14 protein-coding genes are annotated in these 15,349 nt (G+C 65.6%); 4 read left to right on the top strand and 10 right to left on the bottom strand.

Translation table 11 applies throughout. The features are described from left to right. Positions 1 to 32: 32 nt before the first annotated feature. Both OPU70_RS06520 and OPU70_RS06515 read left to right on the top strand, forming a co-directional pair. Positions 33 to 602 (top strand): TetR/AcrR family transcriptional regulator, encoded by a 570-nt coding sequence (locus OPU70_RS06520; RefSeq protein ID WP_079113663.1) that lies wholly within the window; start codon positions 33 to 35, stop codon positions 600 to 602. Positions 603 to 679: 77 nt separating this feature from the next. Continuing rightward, positions 680 to 2,305, top strand: coding sequence for a DUF4407 domain-containing protein (locus OPU70_RS06515; RefSeq protein WP_455903724.1), 1,626 nt, complete (start codon positions 680 to 682; stop codon positions 2,303 to 2,305). A gap of 345 nt (positions 2,306 to 2,650) precedes the next feature. On the opposite strand, the gene OPU70_RS06510 is transcribed toward OPU70_RS06515, so the two are convergent. The 3 genes from OPU70_RS06510 to OPU70_RS06500 are packed head-to-tail and all read right to left on the bottom strand — an operon-like array spanning position 2,651 to position 6,451. Then, complete coding sequence (locus OPU70_RS06510) at positions 2,651 to 4,300, bottom strand: ADP-ribosylglycohydrolase family protein (RefSeq protein WP_455905586.1); 1,650 nt, start codon at positions 4,298 to 4,300, stop codon at positions 2,651 to 2,653. Positions 4,301 to 4,313: 13 nt separating this feature from the next. Next, positions 4,314 to 5,039, bottom strand: coding sequence for a DarT ssDNA thymidine ADP-ribosyltransferase family protein (locus OPU70_RS06505; RefSeq protein WP_498557370.1), 726 nt, complete (start codon positions 5,037 to 5,039; stop codon positions 4,314 to 4,316). Further along, positions 5,036 to 6,451: a 3'-5' exonuclease gene (locus OPU70_RS06500; protein ID WP_455903722.1), complete on the bottom strand. Its 1,416-nt coding sequence runs from the start codon at positions 6,449 to 6,451 to the stop codon at positions 5,036 to 5,038. The genes OPU70_RS06505 and OPU70_RS06500 overlap by 4 nt, the downstream gene beginning before the upstream one ends. Positions 6,452 to 6,705: 254 nt before the next feature. On the opposite strand from OPU70_RS06500, the gene OPU70_RS06495 reads away from it, so the two are divergent. Further along, entirely contained in the window at positions 6,706 to 7,719 is a 1,014-nt protein-coding gene (locus OPU70_RS06495; protein WP_042541345.1) for an aldo/keto reductase family protein, read from the top strand. A 62-nt stretch (positions 7,720 to 7,781) separates the two neighbouring features. Here OPU70_RS06495 and OPU70_RS06490 read toward each other — a convergent pair whose 3' ends face one another. The 4 genes from OPU70_RS06490 to OPU70_RS06475 all read right to left on the bottom strand — a co-directional run bounded on the left by OPU70_RS06490 (position 7,782) and on the right by OPU70_RS06475 (position 12,286). Then, positions 7,782 to 8,687, bottom strand: coding sequence for a carbohydrate ABC transporter permease (locus OPU70_RS06490; RefSeq protein WP_197066066.1), 906 nt, complete (start codon positions 8,685 to 8,687; stop codon positions 7,782 to 7,784). Beyond that, positions 8,684 to 9,634, bottom strand: a complete 951-nt coding sequence (locus OPU70_RS06485) for a carbohydrate ABC transporter permease (protein ID WP_042541346.1) — start codon at positions 9,632 to 9,634, stop codon at positions 8,684 to 8,686. The genes OPU70_RS06490 and OPU70_RS06485 overlap by 4 nt, the downstream gene beginning before the upstream one ends. Positions 9,635 to 9,637: 3 nt before the next feature. After that, positions 9,638 to 10,951, bottom strand: coding sequence for an ABC transporter substrate-binding protein (locus OPU70_RS06480; RefSeq protein ID WP_042541347.1), 1,314 nt, complete (start codon positions 10,949 to 10,951; stop codon positions 9,638 to 9,640). Between the two features lie 99 nt (positions 10,952 to 11,050). Continuing rightward, entirely contained in the window at positions 11,051 to 12,286 is a 1,236-nt protein-coding gene (locus OPU70_RS06475; protein ID WP_056374460.1) for an aminotransferase class V-fold PLP-dependent enzyme, read from the bottom strand. Between the two features lie 164 nt (positions 12,287 to 12,450). Here OPU70_RS06475 and OPU70_RS06470 point away from each other — a divergent pair, with 164 nt between their 5' ends. Continuing rightward, entirely contained in the window at positions 12,451 to 13,164 is a 714-nt protein-coding gene (locus OPU70_RS06470; protein WP_042541350.1) for a FadR/GntR family transcriptional regulator, read from the top strand. A gap of 30 nt (positions 13,165 to 13,194) precedes the next feature. On the opposite strand, the gene OPU70_RS06465 is transcribed toward OPU70_RS06470, so the two are convergent. The 3 genes from OPU70_RS06465 to OPU70_RS06455 all read right to left on the bottom strand — a co-directional run bounded on the left by OPU70_RS06465 (position 13,195) and on the right by OPU70_RS06455 (position 15,345). Then, positions 13,195 to 13,638 (bottom strand): GNAT family N-acetyltransferase, encoded by a 444-nt coding sequence (locus OPU70_RS06465; RefSeq protein WP_042541351.1) that lies wholly within the window; start codon positions 13,636 to 13,638, stop codon positions 13,195 to 13,197. Between the two features lie 10 nt (positions 13,639 to 13,648). After that, positions 13,649 to 14,164 (bottom strand): glycine cleavage system transcriptional repressor, encoded by a 516-nt coding sequence (locus OPU70_RS06460; RefSeq protein WP_042541354.1) that lies wholly within the window; start codon positions 14,162 to 14,164, stop codon positions 13,649 to 13,651. Between the two features lie 122 nt (positions 14,165 to 14,286). After that, positions 14,287 to 15,345 (bottom strand): PLP-dependent cysteine synthase family protein, encoded by a 1,059-nt coding sequence (locus tag OPU70_RS06455; RefSeq protein ID WP_079113657.1) that lies wholly within the window; start codon positions 15,343 to 15,345, stop codon positions 14,287 to 14,289. Between the last annotated feature and the right edge of the window lie 4 nt (positions 15,346 to 15,349).

Genomic DNA, 15,349 nt, shown 5'->3' with positions numbered 1-15,349 from the left:
GGACACTGTCAAGATAGGCAACAATGTTGCTTGTGTCAAGTTCTCGATCCGGGTACCACCACGGCGACCTCGCCCACGCCCTCGAGGCGGCGGCGATGCAGTTGCTCGCCGAGAAGCCGGCGGGGGAGATCAGCCTGCGCGAGGTCGCCCGCGCCGCCGATGTGAGCCACAACGCCCCGTACCACCACTTCTCCGACCGGCGGGGGCTGCTCAAGGTGCTCGCCGAGCGGAGCATGGCCGACCTCGTCGCCGCGGTGCGCGTGGCGATCGAGGCGGCATCCGACCCGGCATCGGCTGCGATCGACGGCGGCGCTGCGTACATCCGCTTCGCCGTCGAGCATCCGCACGGCTTCGACGTGATCTACGACCCGACCGTCTGCATCCCCGGCGAGCCGAGCGAGACGATGGCCCCGCTGATCGCCGAGCTCGAAGAGCTGCTGTCGACCGCATCCGTCGCCGCGGGGCTGGACAGCAAGAGCGGCGTCACCGGCGTCTGGGGGCTCGTGCACGGTCTCGGAACCCTGTGCGCCGCAGGGCACTTCTCGCTCGACGACGCGCTCGCCGCGAGCGCGGATTCGCTCGCCCGCATGCTGCGGAACTGACCGGTTCTGCGGGCGGAGCGGCGGAAGCACAGGGTTCGTGCACGTTATCCACAGGCGACGTTTCGTAGATTGTCGGGATGCCCTATTCTGCCCACCGCCCCGGCCGGTTCGACTCGCAGGGTCGAATCATCCTCGACAGCGACCCGAACGCTGACACGGACGACCTCGACTTCCTTCGCGAGTACGAGCCCACCGGCGCCGATCTGCAGGCGCCGGACACGGTCGACTCTGCGCCGGCGACAGAGGGCGAGCGGGATGCCGCAGCATCCACCGAGCCTGCGCGCGAGCCGAAGCCCCGCCGTCAGCCCCGTGAGCGCACACCGCGCGTGCCGGGTTCGCGACTGCGGAAGCTCGCGATCCTCGGCGGGGCCGAAGGCGAGATCCTCGACCGCGTTCCGGGCGAGACGCCTCGTTTCGTGCAGATGTTCTTCGTGCTCGCCGGCACCGCGCTGGTCTCGGCGATCTCGATGCTGTTCGCGCTGACCACGGGAGTGCAGGCCGCGATTTGGCTGGCCGTGCCGCTGGCGGTCGTGTGGGCGCTCATCATCTTCAACCTCGACCGGTTCCTGACGTCGACCATGACGTCGACGCGCAATGTCTGGAAGCTCATCGGACTCGCGATCCCGCGAGTGATCATGGCCGCGATCATCGGCTTCGTCGTCGCCGAGCCGCTCGTGCTGCAGATCTTCCACAACGACATCGCCCGCGAGGTCGCCGCCACGAACATCACGCAGGCGCAGTCCGACCAGGAGGCACTGGAGACGGGTCCCGAGAAGAAGGCGCTGGATGCGGCATCCGACCGCGTCGCCGAGCTCGAGAACCAGGCCGCCACCGGCATCGTCGCCGGCACCGACTCGTCGTCTGCGACGGAATCCGCCGCTCAGGCGACGGTCGACGACCTCACCGCCAAGATGACCGCCCAGCAGGCCGTGATCGATCAGGCCCGCATCCTGTACCAGTGCGAGCTCACGGGTGAGGGCGCGGGCACGGTTCCCGGCTGCACCGGCGTGAACGGCGAGGGCGCGAGCTCGGATGCCGCCGAGGCCCAGCTGGCCGAGGCGCAGCAGACCTATGACGCGCTCGCCGCGCAGCTGCGCACAGCCAACGAGGAACTCGCCGCCGCCGGCACCGCCGCCAAGGAGAACACCAGCACGTCGGAGACGCAGAACCGCGAAGAGGCGCAGTCGCAGCTGCCCGCCGCGCGCGACACCTACGATGCCGCGCTCGATGCGTACAACGCGCGGGCCGAATCCGTGGCATCCGGCAATGCGGGAGCGATCGGTCTGCTGAGCCAGATCAGCGGCCTCAACCGCCTGAGCGAGAAGGAGCCGACGATCCTGTGGGCGCACATCCTGATCGCCGCGCTGTTCTTCATGATCGAGCTGCTGCCGGTGCTCGTGAAGGTGCTCACGTCGTACGGCGACCCGTCGCTCTATGAGAAGGCCGCCGCGATCCGCAGGCAGGTCGCACTCGACAAGGTGACGGCCGAGGGATTCCGCGACAGGGCAGCGATCGTGACCGTGCAGTCGCAGGGGATCCAGGCGGATGCGTCGCCCGCCGAGCCGCAGACGCGGGCCGAGCGCAAGGAAGCCGAGCAGGCGGAGCAGGAGCGGGCGCAGGCCGAGGAGCGCGAGCTCGCGGAGAAGCGTGCGCAGGCCCAGACGCTCGAGGAGCAGGAGCAGCTGGTCGAGTCGCGCGCCTGACAGCACGGTACGGTGCGTGCGACGACATGCGGGTGGTTGCTTCGGTGATCAAGCGAGTCGGTCGATGTCAAATCGTGAGAGCGTCGACCCGACTGAGCATTTGGAGCAGCGGCCCGATCCAGCTACGGGACGCGTCACCGCATGAAGTGCTACATCGTTTGGCAGGGCGGGTGCCTCCTCGATGGATGCAACACGCCGGTTGGGTATGGGCGCGAGAGGTGGAAATCCCTAGTGCCTGTTCCGGGACGCGCGGACTACGGATCGGCGTTAGCCTGAAGGCCGACGCTCGAAGGTCGCGAGGCGCGCTCGTGTGTAGCTCTATTGGCGCGAGCCGAGTGGCGTGCATCACAGAATTTTCACCACTGTGACGGTCCGCCCATCCGGATCCTTGAGTGTCAGGACATCTTCTGCGAGCTCCCCTCCACCTAGATCCTCAAATCGAGACCGCACGTTCGCGAAAGCACTTGAACTCAGCCCGAACCGAAGACGGGCGTCTGGCGTCCACTCGAGAGCGCTCTTCATCGGCACGAACACGAGGTGATCGCTGACCTGCAGGCGTCCGTCCGAGTCAGTGAGTTTTTGATCTAGGGCGAGTTCGTAAAAGACTCGTGTTGACCGCAGGTCAGACGCCGGCAGCGTCACGACAAATCCGAGCGTGTTGGTTGGTGGGAGCGGCGCTGGGAGTGGGGTCTGGTGCCATTCGGGCTCTGACCTGCGGACGCGATCGACAAGCGCCGTCTGGCCGTCCTCAAGCAGGAGGTGGTGGCGCCGCACCCACGGCTTGCGTGAGATCTCCTCGACCCGCACAATGCGGTAGCGTCGGCCATCCGCGAATAGGCCGTCCGCCACATCGCGATCTAGCTGCTCGAAGAACTCACGATCCGTTGGGCGGCGTGCTGTCGACGGCTTCTTGCTTCGGGCAACGAGCTCCAGAGCGAGCTTTTCGATATAGTCGCCATCTTGTACTCTTGCGAGCGCACCTATCCATGCTGTTCCATGTATTCCACCGAGCAGTGCGCCTGTCATCGCAGCCACGGTGTCTGTGTCAATACCGGACTCAAAGGCAGCTTGAAGGAGACCGCTCTCGGGCCTAGTCCCCGATCGGCCTGCGAGGTAGATGGCGGCCGCAACGCTCACTGTCCCGGATCCGGATGCGGCACCATCGGCACCCAGGATGCTCAGTGTCTCCGTCACGTTCGACATACTTGCTCTGCGTATTGAGCGCGCGCCAATCTCGAGAAGCCCCCGCATCTCGTCATTCGTGGAGTCCCAGAGAGAAGCGAACGCCTCGCGTTCCTCAACCTCGCCACGCGTGCTTCCTGTGAACCAACCATTCGGCATCACGTCGACGGCCGCTGCTCCGGAGAGGAACGACTCGTTCGCGGCGCGCAGCAGATCGATTGGCTCCACCGGTCGGTCTGCAGTCAGCGCATACCTCAGCGCTCCGGACAGTGTGATCGCCCCGACCAGTGCTCGCGGGTGTCCGTGCGTCGTCACGCCATCGACGATGACGCGGCGAAATAGCTCCTGCGGATCGGCTTCGTTAAGGGTGTACAAAACGTGCGGCGCGATACGCATCGCGACTCCGTTCGCGCCCGCTTCTCGATAGTCTGAGGTGGCACGTGCACGCGGCGAGCTATCACTCCAGGGCGCACCGCCCTTCGCCCAACTTCGAGACGCTCGCAGCACGGCCCGACCTCCACCCCGCTGATACACGGGCCATGAGGCGAGCTCCACTTCGGCGAGATGGCGAGCCCAACCCGTGCCATGTAAACAAGCCCGGGCGACGGCAAGCATCAGCTGCGTGTCATCGCTGTACTCGCCAGCCTCAACCCGCTCTCGGTATCGCTGAAACTGGGAGCCTGATGTTCGCTCCCAGGCGGTGAACTCTGCTCGCGGTCGACGAGCCTCGCGCGCGCGGCGACCGCCGACAAGTCCTCCCCGCGGCTCTTGCGGCCATCCTAGGGCGTCGCCCGCTGCAGCTGCGAGGAGCATCCCGCGGGCTCGGTCAGCCATGGAGTCCATTCGGCTCACTCTCCTTCGGAAGTAATTGACGGTACGGCCCATCGACTCGAATTTCTGTTGATGATCGCACGGCACTCACGACCGCGTACTTACGAAACAACTCTCTCGACACAAACCAGGGAAAACGTTCGGGCTCACGGCGGAGCTGACCGAGTCGTGCTAGCCCACGATTAAGCGACGCCTCATCGGATACAACTATGCCCTGAACGGCCGACAAAGGAATACTGGACGGGATCAACACTTCCGCCTGAACATCGGTCGGAGACGCGGAAAAGTGATTCAACGAGCGCGGGCGTTCGTTGACGGTATCGACATACTGAGACATCAAACCCTCGAGTCCGGAAGCAAGATCTCGACCGCTTCGTCTTGCTGCGTTACTCGGCGCAAAGAGTACACCTTCTTGTAGTAAGACAGCTGGGTCGATCAAAAACACTACCCAGTCCGAATAGTTGACATTGGGGCGCCGCGTAGTTGCCATATCGAAGTAGAACATGTTGGGATATTCGATATTGCAGCACACATGCCCGAGGTGTCCGTCGATACGTGCGGGATCAGTGATCACGAAAGGCTCACCGCGCTCTCGCAGGCTTTCGGTTGACGATATTTCGCCGGCGTGGAGAATGTGCGGAAGATTTCTGCTATTGGTGAAATGAGTGAGCCTTGAGATGCCGCGGCTCGAAATCGCAGCGGCTAGCTCTACCGCGGTCACTGAGTGCTCCCGGTTACCGTCCAGAGTCCGCTCGCTGGTGGAGGGAGCAAGGGGGAAAGCTGTCCCTGATAAGTCACCAACAGCTCAGATCGGGCGCGAGTGATACCAACATAGACCAACCTCGAGTCGCGCTCCATCGCTTCATCGAGTCCGAAAGAGGCCACATGGCCGGGCTCGGGGGCCAAGTCGGATCCCATGAATGGGAGTATCACGGCATCAAATTCGAGTCCTTTAGCTGCGTATAGCGTTCCAATATATAACCCTGATTCGGCAGACCAAGAATGCTCTGACAATTCAGAGTAGTTTAGGCCTGCCGCGGCCTTTCTCGCTTCCGCCGGAGTGCGAGTCAGGATCGCTGCTCGTCCGTTTTTCGCGAATTGAGTTGCCTGTGCACGAACCGCGCTTAGCTCTGCGGGTGTGTTCGCAGCCCGATAAAGCGTCGGCTGGATGCCGGAGGTCGCAGGTGCTGAGGGCTCTACCAGATCTGCGTGATCACGGAAGTGCGGAAGTGCGGCCGTCGCGATTGCGAGCTTCGCGATGCCTGGGCTATTCCGATAGTTCTCCTCGAAGCGTTCCTCTCTGATGATGTGTAGGCCGCACGATAACCAGGAAGTGCGTTGGCCGTATAGTTGCTGCGCATAGTCTGCGAACAGAGTGACCGTGCCGTTCGAGGGAATCAGGTCACGGAGTGATCGGAGGGCCTCTGGGGGGAGATCCTGCGCCTCATCGATGACCACGTGGCGGTACATCCGGGGGGACTCATCGATAGCCAACGCTGCGCGCATCGCCGAGGCGAGTTCGTCCCAGTCGTACTTGCGACCTAGCTCGGTTCGGCGATCGTGATATGCGGCACGTAAGGCCCACATCGTTTCCCTTTGCGTGGGCTGGAGTGGATCCAGCCTTCCTTTCCGTTCTGCCGCGAGATACTGCTCCTTGGTTCTATGCCCGTGTCCCGAGATCCAGTCGAGTTCGTCCTCGAAAAACTCTGGGGGTCGTTTGAGGATTTCGTTGGTCTCGCCAGCGGCGGAGAGTCGTTCGATCGCTGTGCGGACAGCGCGCGTTCGCGCGCTCCAGTCCAGGACATCTCCATAGCCCATCAAGCCCTGACTCGAGAGATAGCCGCGAGCGACGAGGTGGTAGTTGCGGATATGTAGATTCTTGGTCTGTGCCCCGGCAAGATACGCGAGGTTGCTCGTCAGAGCTTTGTTGAATGTGACTAGAAGAGTCGGACCCCCGTGTTCCAGATTCGGGTTAGACAGAAAGAATGCGCGGTGCAGGGCCATAAGGGTCTTCCCAGACCCAGCTGTTCCCAGGACGACCTGGTCTCGGTCGGCGTTTAGATAGATGACGTCGGCTTGTCTCGCCTGTGGCTCCGGTAAGTGGGACCCGAAGGCGTGCGCAGCATCGTTCATCTTGCTTCCCCCATTGAAGTGCCGGCACGACCGCATCCTTGCCGTTAGCTGTGCAGCGAGACTATCGCGAATGCGAAGTGAGGGAAACGGCGCCGTGGGCGGACGCTGTTCCCCATCAGATCCGACCAGGCAGAATGACCGTCCGCACGATGTCGGCACGCTGCTTACCGGGATCACGGCTTGAGAGCCGTCAGAGCTGAGACCGGTCACGGAGATCCGGGCCCCACCCCTGCGCCGGCCGGTAGCGTTGTGACATGGTCAACTATCGCTATCTCGGCAACAGCGGTCTCAAGGTCTCTGAGATCACCTATGGCAACTGGGTCACGCACGCTTCTCAGGTCGAAGACGACGCCGCCGTCAAGACGGTGCACGCGGCGCTCGACGCCGGCATCACCACGTTCGACACGGCAGACACGTATGCGAACACGGCGGCGGAGGTCGTGCTCGGCAAGGCGCTCGAAGGGCAGCGCCGCGAAGGACTCGAGATCTTCACGAAGGTCTACTTCCCCACAGGTCCCAAGGGCCCGAACGACACCGGACTGAGCCGCAAGCACATCCTCGAGTCGATCAACGGCTCGCTGACGCGCCTCGGCACCGACTACGTCGACCTCTACCAGGCGCACCGCTTCGACTACGAGACCCCGTTGGAGGAGACGTTCCAGGCGTTCGCCGACGTCGTCCGTCAGGGCAAGGCGCTCTACATCGGCGTCTCGGAGTGGACGGCGGAGCAGCTGCAGGAGGGCCACGCGCTCGCGAAGCAGCTCGGCGTGCAGCTGATCTCGAACCAGCCGCAGTACTCGATGCTGCACCGCGTGATCGAGGGCAAGGTCGTGCCGGCCTCCGAAGAGCTCGGCATCTCGCAGATCGTCTGGTCGCCGATGGCGCAGGGCGTGCTGTCGGGCAAGTACCTTCCGGGCCAGCCGGTGCCCGAGGGCTCGCGCGCGACCGACCCGCACAGCGGCTCGGAGTTCATCAAGAGCTTCCTGCAGGATGACATCCTCACCGCGGTGCAGAAGCTCAAGCCGATCGCCGAAGAGGCGGGCCTGTCGATGCCGCAGCTCGCGATCGCGTGGGTGCTGCAGAACCCGAACGTCGCCGCCGCTCTCGTCGGAGCCTCGCGCCCCGAGCAGCTCGCCGAGACGGTCAAGGCCTCGGGTGTCACGCTCGACGCCGACACCCTCGCGGCCATCGACGCCGCACTGGGCGACACGGTCAACCGCGACGCCGAGGCCACCTACTCGGTGTCGCCGAAGGCGCGCCTGGTCTGATGACCGCATGACGAAGGCCGCCGTTCGAAATGAACGGCGGCCTTCGTCATGCGCGGGAGCGATTACTCCTTGACGGCTCCGGCTGTCAGTCCCTGCACGATCCAGCGACTCGCGAGAGCGAACATCACCATCGTCGGCAGGATCGTCAGCACGGCGGCCGCCGACATCGAACCCCAGTCGATGTTGAACGTCGAGATGAAGCCGTTCAGCGCCGACGGCACCGTGCGGTTCTCATCGGTGTTCATGAGCACGACCGACAGGAACAGCTCGTTCCAGCAGTTGACGAAGTTGAAGATGAACGCGGCGATGATGCCAGGGGTCATCACCGGCACGAGCACCCGGAACAGAGCGCCGAAACGCGAGCATCCGTCGATCATCGCCGCCTCTTCGAGGGCGTCGGGGACGTTCTCGAAGAACCCGCGCAGCATCACGGTGGAGAACGGGATGCAGACCGCGATGTACACGAGGATCAGACCGGGCTTGGTGTCGACCAGGCCGAGGTCGGTCATCATCGAGTACAGCGGGCCGAGCGCGATGAACGCCGGGATCATCTGCGTCAGCAGGAACGCGACCAGCACCGTGCCCTTGCCGCGGAACTCGAAGCGGGCGATCACGTAGGCGCTCAGCAGCGCGATCAGCGTCGCCACCGCGCCCGCGATCGTCGCCACGATCGCGGAGTTGGCGAGGAACACCCCGAACGAGCTCTGCTGGAACAGACTGACGTAGTTGTCGAACGAGGGCTCTGACGGCCAGTACTCGATCGGGAACGAGTTGATCGTGCCCGGCGACTTGAACGACGTCAGCGCGATCCAGTACAGCGGGAACAGCGTGATGACGAGCCAGAGCAGAAGCCCGACCACACGCACGACGCCGCCGACCGACACCTTGCGCGCAGGTCGCGGTGCCTTCGCGATGTCGGGAACGGTGAGACGACGGGTCTCGGTGACTGTTGTGCCGGTGATGGTCATCGCTGCACCTTCCGCATCGCCATCAGGTAGAACGCGCAGAACACGAACAGGAACGCGACCACGATGAGTCCGATCGCACTCGCGATGCCGTAGTTGCCCTGCTGGGTGTAGTTGATCATCCACGTCGTGACGATGTGCGTCTGGTTCGCCGGCCCGCCGTTCGTCATCGCGTAGATGATGTCGGGGAAGTTGAAGATCCAGATGATGCGCAGCAGGATCGTGAGCAACAGCGTCATCGAGATGTACGGGATGATGATCGAGAACAGCTGCCGGACCTTGCCGGCGCCGTCGAGGCTCGCGGCCTCGAGCATCTCGTCAGGCACCGACTGGAGCGCGGCGAGGATCATGATCGCGAAGAACGTCACGCCGTACCAGATGTTGGCCACGATGACCGCGAACATCGCGAGCTTCGGATCGGCCAGCCAGGGGAGCGGGGCGTCGATCAGACCGACCTTCATGAGCAGGTCGTTCACGACGCCGAACTCCGCGTTGAACATCCAGCGGAAGAGCATCCCGATCAGGAATCCCGACACCGCCCACGGGAAGAACACGAGGGCCTGGTAGAGCCCGCGGAAGCGGAACCGCTTGCGCAGCGCGAGCGCGATCAGGAACCCGATCACGAGCTGCGGCACGAGCGAGCCGACCACCCAGAGCACCGAGTTCCACGCGACGACGGGGAACGCCGGGTCCTGGAAGACGGTGACGAAGTTGTCGAAGCCCACCCAGGGGGTAGACGTGAGATCCCACAGGTTCCAGTCGTGGAAGGCCATGCGTGCGCCCTGCAGCATGGGCCAGTAGGTGAACCAGCACACGAACACGATCGCCGGGGCCATGAAGGCCAGCAGCGTCAGCGCGTGGCGGCCACGGAACGGGCGGCGCCGGCGGGATGCCGGGGAGGCCCCGCCGGCGGTGCCGACGGAGCCCCCTTCGAGAGCGGTCCGGGTCACGGATCAGCCCTTTTCCGCTGCGTACTTCTCGGTCCAGAAGGCATCCCACGACTCGAGCAGCTCGCTGGTCGACATGTTGCCGAGCAGCACGTTCTGCACATCCTGGTCGGACTTCTGGATCCACTCGGTCCACCAGCTGACGCCGCGCGGCTGACGCACGTTCACGTACGTCTCGGGATCCTCCGTCATGGTGACGTAGCTGGTCCACGGGCCGGTCGAGTAGAACTCGTCGTCCGCGGCATCCGAGATGATCGGCACGAGGCTGTTGGCCTGGGCGAACTCGGTCGCGGGCTCGGCCGACGAGAGGAACTCGACGAGCTTGACTGCGGCATCCTGGTGCTCGCTGTTCTCGGCGACGCCCCAGCCGGCGACGGCCAGCGGCTGCGCGGCCTTGCCCGACGGGCCGACGAGCAGCGGAGCGGTGTCCCACTGGTCTTCGGTCAGCGACGAGTCCTGCACCGTGGCGATGACCTCAGGGTCCTGCAGCAGGAACGCCGTGGTGCCGTTGGTGAAGCCTGCGACCATCTCGGGGTAGCCCCACGAGACGGCCGAGGGCGGGGAGGCCTCCTTGAACAGGTCGAAGTAGTCATCGACGGCCTCCTGCGCCTCGGGGGCGGCGAAGATCGTCGATCCGTCCTCCATGAGGAACGCGTCATCGACGTCGAGGCCGTCGATCGTGTAGGCCTCGATCGCCGCGACCACGTTGCTGTTCGCGTTCGCACCCCCGCGGAACGCGTAGCCGTAGATGTTGTTCGACGGGTCCTGGATGGCGCTGGCCTGCTCGAGCAGGTCCTTCCAGCTGTGCGGGGGACCGTCGAAGCCGGCCTCCTCGACCAGGTCGGTGCGGTAGAAGAGCGACAGGCCGTAGAAGCCGTAGGGCACGAAGTAGCTCTTGCCGTCGGTGGCCACCGACGCAGCCTGGGCGTTGTCGGTCAGGGCGTCCCAGCCGTCCCACTTCTCGAGGTCGCCCGAGATGTCGTGCAGCCAGCCGTTGTTGGCGAACGGGCCGACCGTGATGTCGCGGACCTCGAGGACGTCGACGCCCTTTCCGGACTGCAGCATCTGCTGGATCTTCGCATCCGCCTGCTCGGTGGGCGGCGAGACGAGCTTGACCTTGATGTCGGGGTTCGCCTTCTCGAAATCGTCGAGGAGCCCGCGGAGCAGGTCGGTGCGTGCAGGGTTGGTCAGGCTCTCGACCATCTGCAGGGTGACGGTGCCGTCGGCGGATTCGCCGCCGCTTGCGGAACAGCCGGTGAGCGCGAGTGCGGCGACGGTGCCGATTCCCGCGGCGGTCGTCAAGATTCTGTTCTTCTTCACGAGGTGCCTCTCAGTTGGTGGTGGTGGTGGGTCGGGTGGGTCGGGTGGGTGTGGATCGGGTGGTGGGTGGAGCTGGTGGGTGCGGATCGGGTGGTCGGGTCAGGAGACGATGATCGAGTCGGGGGTACGGATGCCGGCTCGGCGGAGGATCTGCGGGATGCAGCGCTCGACGAAGGCCTCGAAGTCCGACGCCTCGGTGTAGAGGTGCGCCGACAGGCGGAAGTAGCCGACGCCGCGGAAGCTGGTGAACGCGGTCTCGACGCCGGTCTCGTCGAGCAGATCCATGCGCAGGGCGTCGGCCTCTTCCCGTGTGGATCCGAGTCCGAGCGGCAGACGCACGAGCCGCATCGACGGCACGGGCGAGGGCAGCGGGGTGAGGGGGTCTTCGTCGCCGTAGGGGCGCAGGCCTTCGGCGATGATCTCGGCACCGGCATCCGCCATCTGCACCATCGCCTGGCGGGCGTTGTGCCAGCCGAACTCGCGCTCGATGAACTCGATCGACGCGGGGGTGGCCAGGTAGGTCGTCGCGTCGATCGTGCCCTGGGTGTCGAAGCGCTCGGGGTAGGGCTCGTTCGCGGCCCACGAGTCGATGAGCGGCCAGAGGTCGTCTCGGTCGGGTGCGGTCGTGACGAGCAGCGCCGAACCACGCGGGGCGCAGGGCCACTTGTGCAGGTTGCCGAACCACCAGTCGCCGCCGGCGACAGCCGCGGCATCCGCGACGAGACCGGGGGCGTGGGCGCCGTCGACGAGCGTGCGGATGCCGCGCTCGGCGGCGAGCTCGGCGATGCGGCGCGTCGGCAGCATCCGGGCCGTGGGGGAGGTGATCTGGTCGACCACGATCAGGCGAGTGCTCGGGGTGAGCGCGTCGGCGAAGCGCTGCACGACCTCGTCGTCGGAGGCGAGCAGCGGCAGCTCGACGGCGCGGACGGATGCTCCGAAGCGACGGGCCAGACGCTGCGCCCCCATCGTGATCGCGCCGTAGCCCTGGTCGGTCACGAGGATCTCGTCGCCGCGCTCGAGGTGCAGGGCGTTGTAGACGACGGTGGCCGCGGCCGAGGCGTTGGGGACGAAGACGCTGTCTTCGGCGTAGGCGCCCACGAACGGTGCGGTGCGCTCGCGGGCCTGCTGCACGCGCTCGGCGATGCGGGGGAACCACTCGACCGGGCTCAGGTCGGCGCGGCGGCGCAGCGCATCCTGCTGTTCGACGACGGCGGTGGGGACTGCGCCGAAAGAGCCGTGGTTCAGATGGATCACGTCGGGATCGAGCGGCCACGCATCACGGGCTCGGATGCCGGAGTTCAGCGTGAGCGGTGCGGGGAAGAGTGGTGCAGGCATCGGTCCTCGTCGGTGCAGTGGGGGAGTTGTTGCACAACTTTGCCACAGAGGTTCCGATATGGCTATGGAAAGGTGAAGATGAAACATAGTTGTCATACGAATTTGATGAAGAGCGCGCGTCCGACAGACTCGCAGGGGAGTGGCCGGTGTCAGAGAGGATCACGATGAGCGCTTTGGATACGGCTCTGCACGGGCTGCGTGCGCTGATCGCCGACGGGGCCCTGCGCCCCGGCGACCGTCTGCCGAGCGAGGGCGAACTGTGCGAGACGCTCGGTGTCTCGCGAGGATCCCTGCGCGAAGCCATCCGCATGCTGGCCGCACTCGGAGTGCTCGAGACCCGCCACGGCTCCGGCAGCTACGTCAGCGAACTGCGCGCCGCCGACCTGATCGGCAGTCTGTCCCTCACGGTCGGGTTGCTGCCCATGGCCGGAGTGCTCGAGCTGACCGAGCTGCGTCGCGTGCTCGAACCGCATGCCGCCGCGCTCGCCGCGGCCCGCATCGATGCCGCAACCCTCGAGGAGCTCAGCGGCGTGCTCGATGAGATCGAGGCCAGCGACGATTTCGAGGACCACTCGCGCCTCGACCACGCCTTCCACATGACGATCTCCGAGGTCGCCGGCAATGACGCCCTCACGAGTCTCATCGACGTGCTGCGCTCACGATCGCGGGCATATCGGATTCCGGATGCCGGTGACGCGGCCGAGCTGAAGCTGCACTCGGACGCCGGGCACCGCGCGATACTCCGCGGGCTCGCGGCGGCGGATCCCGTCGCGGCCTCGGCTGCGGCATCCGCACACGTCGCGCAGACCGAGTACTGGGTGCGGCGGTACACCGAGACCGACATCGTCGCCGAGGGGTCGGCCGTCGAGCCGGACTGAGTTCGGCGGGGTCGCGATGCTCGCCTCGATTCAGTCTCCCTGCGGTGCGAAGCGCAGCACATTCGTGTTGCGACGGACGAAGCCGACGGACTCGTAGAGGCGCAACGCCGATTCGCGAGACGGTCGGGACGTCAGGTCGAGTGTCGGCAGCCCCCGCTGTTGCGACTCGTCGATGATCGCTTCGAGCAGCAGGCGTGCGATGCCTCGTCCACGGGTGCTCTGATCGACCACGACGTCTTCGATGCTTCCGTGCCATCCGGTGATGAGCGGGGCCGTCACGAGGGTGGCCATTCCCACGATGCGGCCTGACTCGCGCGCGACGAACAGGTCGGTGTTCTGCGCCTGGAGCAACGAGAGCACCCGTTCCGAGTCGAATCGAGCGGTCGTCGAGAGCTGAGGGAGAAGCGCCTCGATCCGGCGAAGGTCATCCGCTGTGAGGCGGTCCGCGATCGAGATGCTGATTCCGTCGGCCATGGGTGACGTGTCAGGCGAGGGTGATGTCGACCTGGATCTCGGTGGCGATGCGTTCGAGGTCACGGCGCAGGGCGTCGAGGTCGACCGACGCGGGTACTCGCGCGATCACGGACGCCTCGAACAGGCGGCCGCCGGCCATCGCGGCATCCCGGGTCTCGGTCGCCAGCTCTTCGATGCTCAGGTCGTGCGCGCTCAGCACGTTCGACACCTCGCGGACGATGCCGGACCGGTCGTTGCCGAGCACCCGGATCTCGAGCATCTGGTCCTCGGCGTCCGTGTCTGCCGGGGAGCCGGTGAGAACCGCGAGGGTCAGGAGCCCCTGGCCCTGCAGGCCGCGCAGGGCATCCTGCAGTTCGTCCGTGCGCTCCGTTGCGACCGATACCTCGATCACGCCGGCGAACGTTCCGGCGAGCTCGGCCAGCGAGCTGTTCTCCCAGTTGCCGCCGTGGGCCTCGACGACATCGGCGACGGCAGCGACGAGCCCTGGGCGATCAGCACCCGCGACAGTGAGGATGAGAGTAGTCATGCGGCCAGCGTAGCCGTTCGCAATTCAGCATCATCGCTCGGAAAGCACCCGAAGACCGTGGCCAGGTGGCCGATCCGGCGTGTCCGTGCTGAGTTGTGAACGGCAGGTGAGCCGAACCCCGGTCAGTCGACCCAGTCGCCGGTGTCGAGGAAGCGATCGAGGCGCTCGCGGTGCGGGGCGAGGTCCCAGCCCTGCTGCGCGACCCACTCGTCGTTGAAGTACGTGCCGGCGTAGCGGATGCCGCTGTCGCAGATCAGCGTGACGATGCTGCCGGTCTCGCCCGCCGCGCGCATGCGCGCGATCAGCTGGAACGCCCCGTACAGGTTGGTGCCGGTCGAGCCTCCGGCGAGGTGCAGGGTGCGCTCGCGCAGCATCCGGATCGCGGCGATCGACCCCGCATCGGGCACGCGGATCATCTCGTCGATCACCGTCGGCACGAACGAGGCCTCGACGCGGGGTCGGCCGATGCCCTCGATGCGGCTGGGGCGCCCGGGAGGCGGATCGACGGTTCCCGCCCATCCGTCGTAGAAGGCCGAGCCCTCGGGGTCGACGACGGCGATCTGCGTCTCGTGGCGGCGGTACTTGACGTATCGCCCGAAGGTCGCGCTGGTGCCGCCGGTGCCCGCACCCACGACGATCCAGCGGGGGATCGGATGCCGTTCCTGCGACAGCTGGCTGAACACGCTCTCGGCGATGTTGTTGTTGCCGCGCCAGTCGGTCGCGCGCTCGGCGAAGGTGAACTGGTCGAGGTAGTGCCCGTGGCATTCAGACGCGAGACGCTGGGCCTCGGGAGACATGTCCTCTGCGCGGTCGACGAAGTGGCAGCGTCCGCCGTAGAACTCGATGAGGTCGATCTTCTCCTGGCTCGTCGACCGCGGCACGACCGTGACGAACGGCAGCCCCAGCATCCTCGCGAAGTACGCCTCCGAGACGGCGGTGGATCCGCTCGACGACTCCACGAGGGTCGAGTGCTCCGTGATGCGGCCGTTGACGAGTCCGTACAGGAGCAGCGAGCGCGCGAGACGGTGCTTGAGCGACCCCGTGGGGTGCACCGACTCGTCCTTCAGGTACAGATCGATGCCCCACTCGGGCGGCAGCGGGAACAGGTGCAGGTGCGTGTCGGCACTGCGGTTCGCGTCGGCTTCCAGCAGGGCGATCGCGGTGCTGGTCCAGTCGCTCATCCTT

The organism is Microbacterium sp. SWDP-B6 (assembly GCF_059803615.1).
The sequence above is the reverse complement of the archived record's forward strand: the minus strand, read 5'-3'. Positions and strand labels throughout refer to the sequence as shown.

Excerpts from the sequence above, each read along its gene's own strand:
- OPU70_RS06495 (WP_042541345.1), top strand. The coding sequence starts at position 6,706 with ATGGTCAACTATCGCTATCTCGGCAACAGCGGTCTCAAGGTCTCTGAG.
- OPU70_RS06455 (WP_079113657.1), bottom strand. The coding sequence starts at position 15,345 with ATGAGCGACTGGACCAGCACCGCGATCGCCCTGCTGGAAGCCGACGCG.
- OPU70_RS06465 (WP_042541351.1), bottom strand. The coding sequence starts at position 13,638 with ATGGCCGACGGAATCAGCATCTCGATCGCGGACCGCCTCACAGCGGAT.
- OPU70_RS06475 (WP_056374460.1), bottom strand. The coding sequence starts at position 12,286 with ATGCCTGCACCACTCTTCCCCGCACCGCTCACGCTGAACTCCGGCATC.
- OPU70_RS06510 (WP_455905586.1), bottom strand. The coding sequence starts at position 4,300 with ATGCTCCTCGCAGCTGCAGCGGGCGACGCCCTAGGATGGCCGCAAGAG.
- OPU70_RS06460 (WP_042541354.1), bottom strand. The coding sequence starts at position 14,164 with ATGACTACTCTCATCCTCACTGTCGCGGGTGCTGATCGCCCAGGGCTC.
- OPU70_RS06515 (WP_455903724.1), top strand. The coding sequence starts at position 680 with ATGCCCTATTCTGCCCACCGCCCCGGCCGGTTCGACTCGCAGGGTCGA.
- OPU70_RS06500 (WP_455903722.1), bottom strand. The coding sequence starts at position 6,451 with ATGAACGATGCTGCGCACGCCTTCGGGTCCCACTTACCGGAGCCACAG.
- OPU70_RS06470 (WP_042541350.1), top strand. The coding sequence starts at position 12,451 with ATGAGCGCTTTGGATACGGCTCTGCACGGGCTGCGTGCGCTGATCGCC.
- OPU70_RS06490 (WP_197066066.1), bottom strand. The coding sequence starts at position 8,687 with ATGACCATCACCGGCACAACAGTCACCGAGACCCGTCGTCTCACCGTT.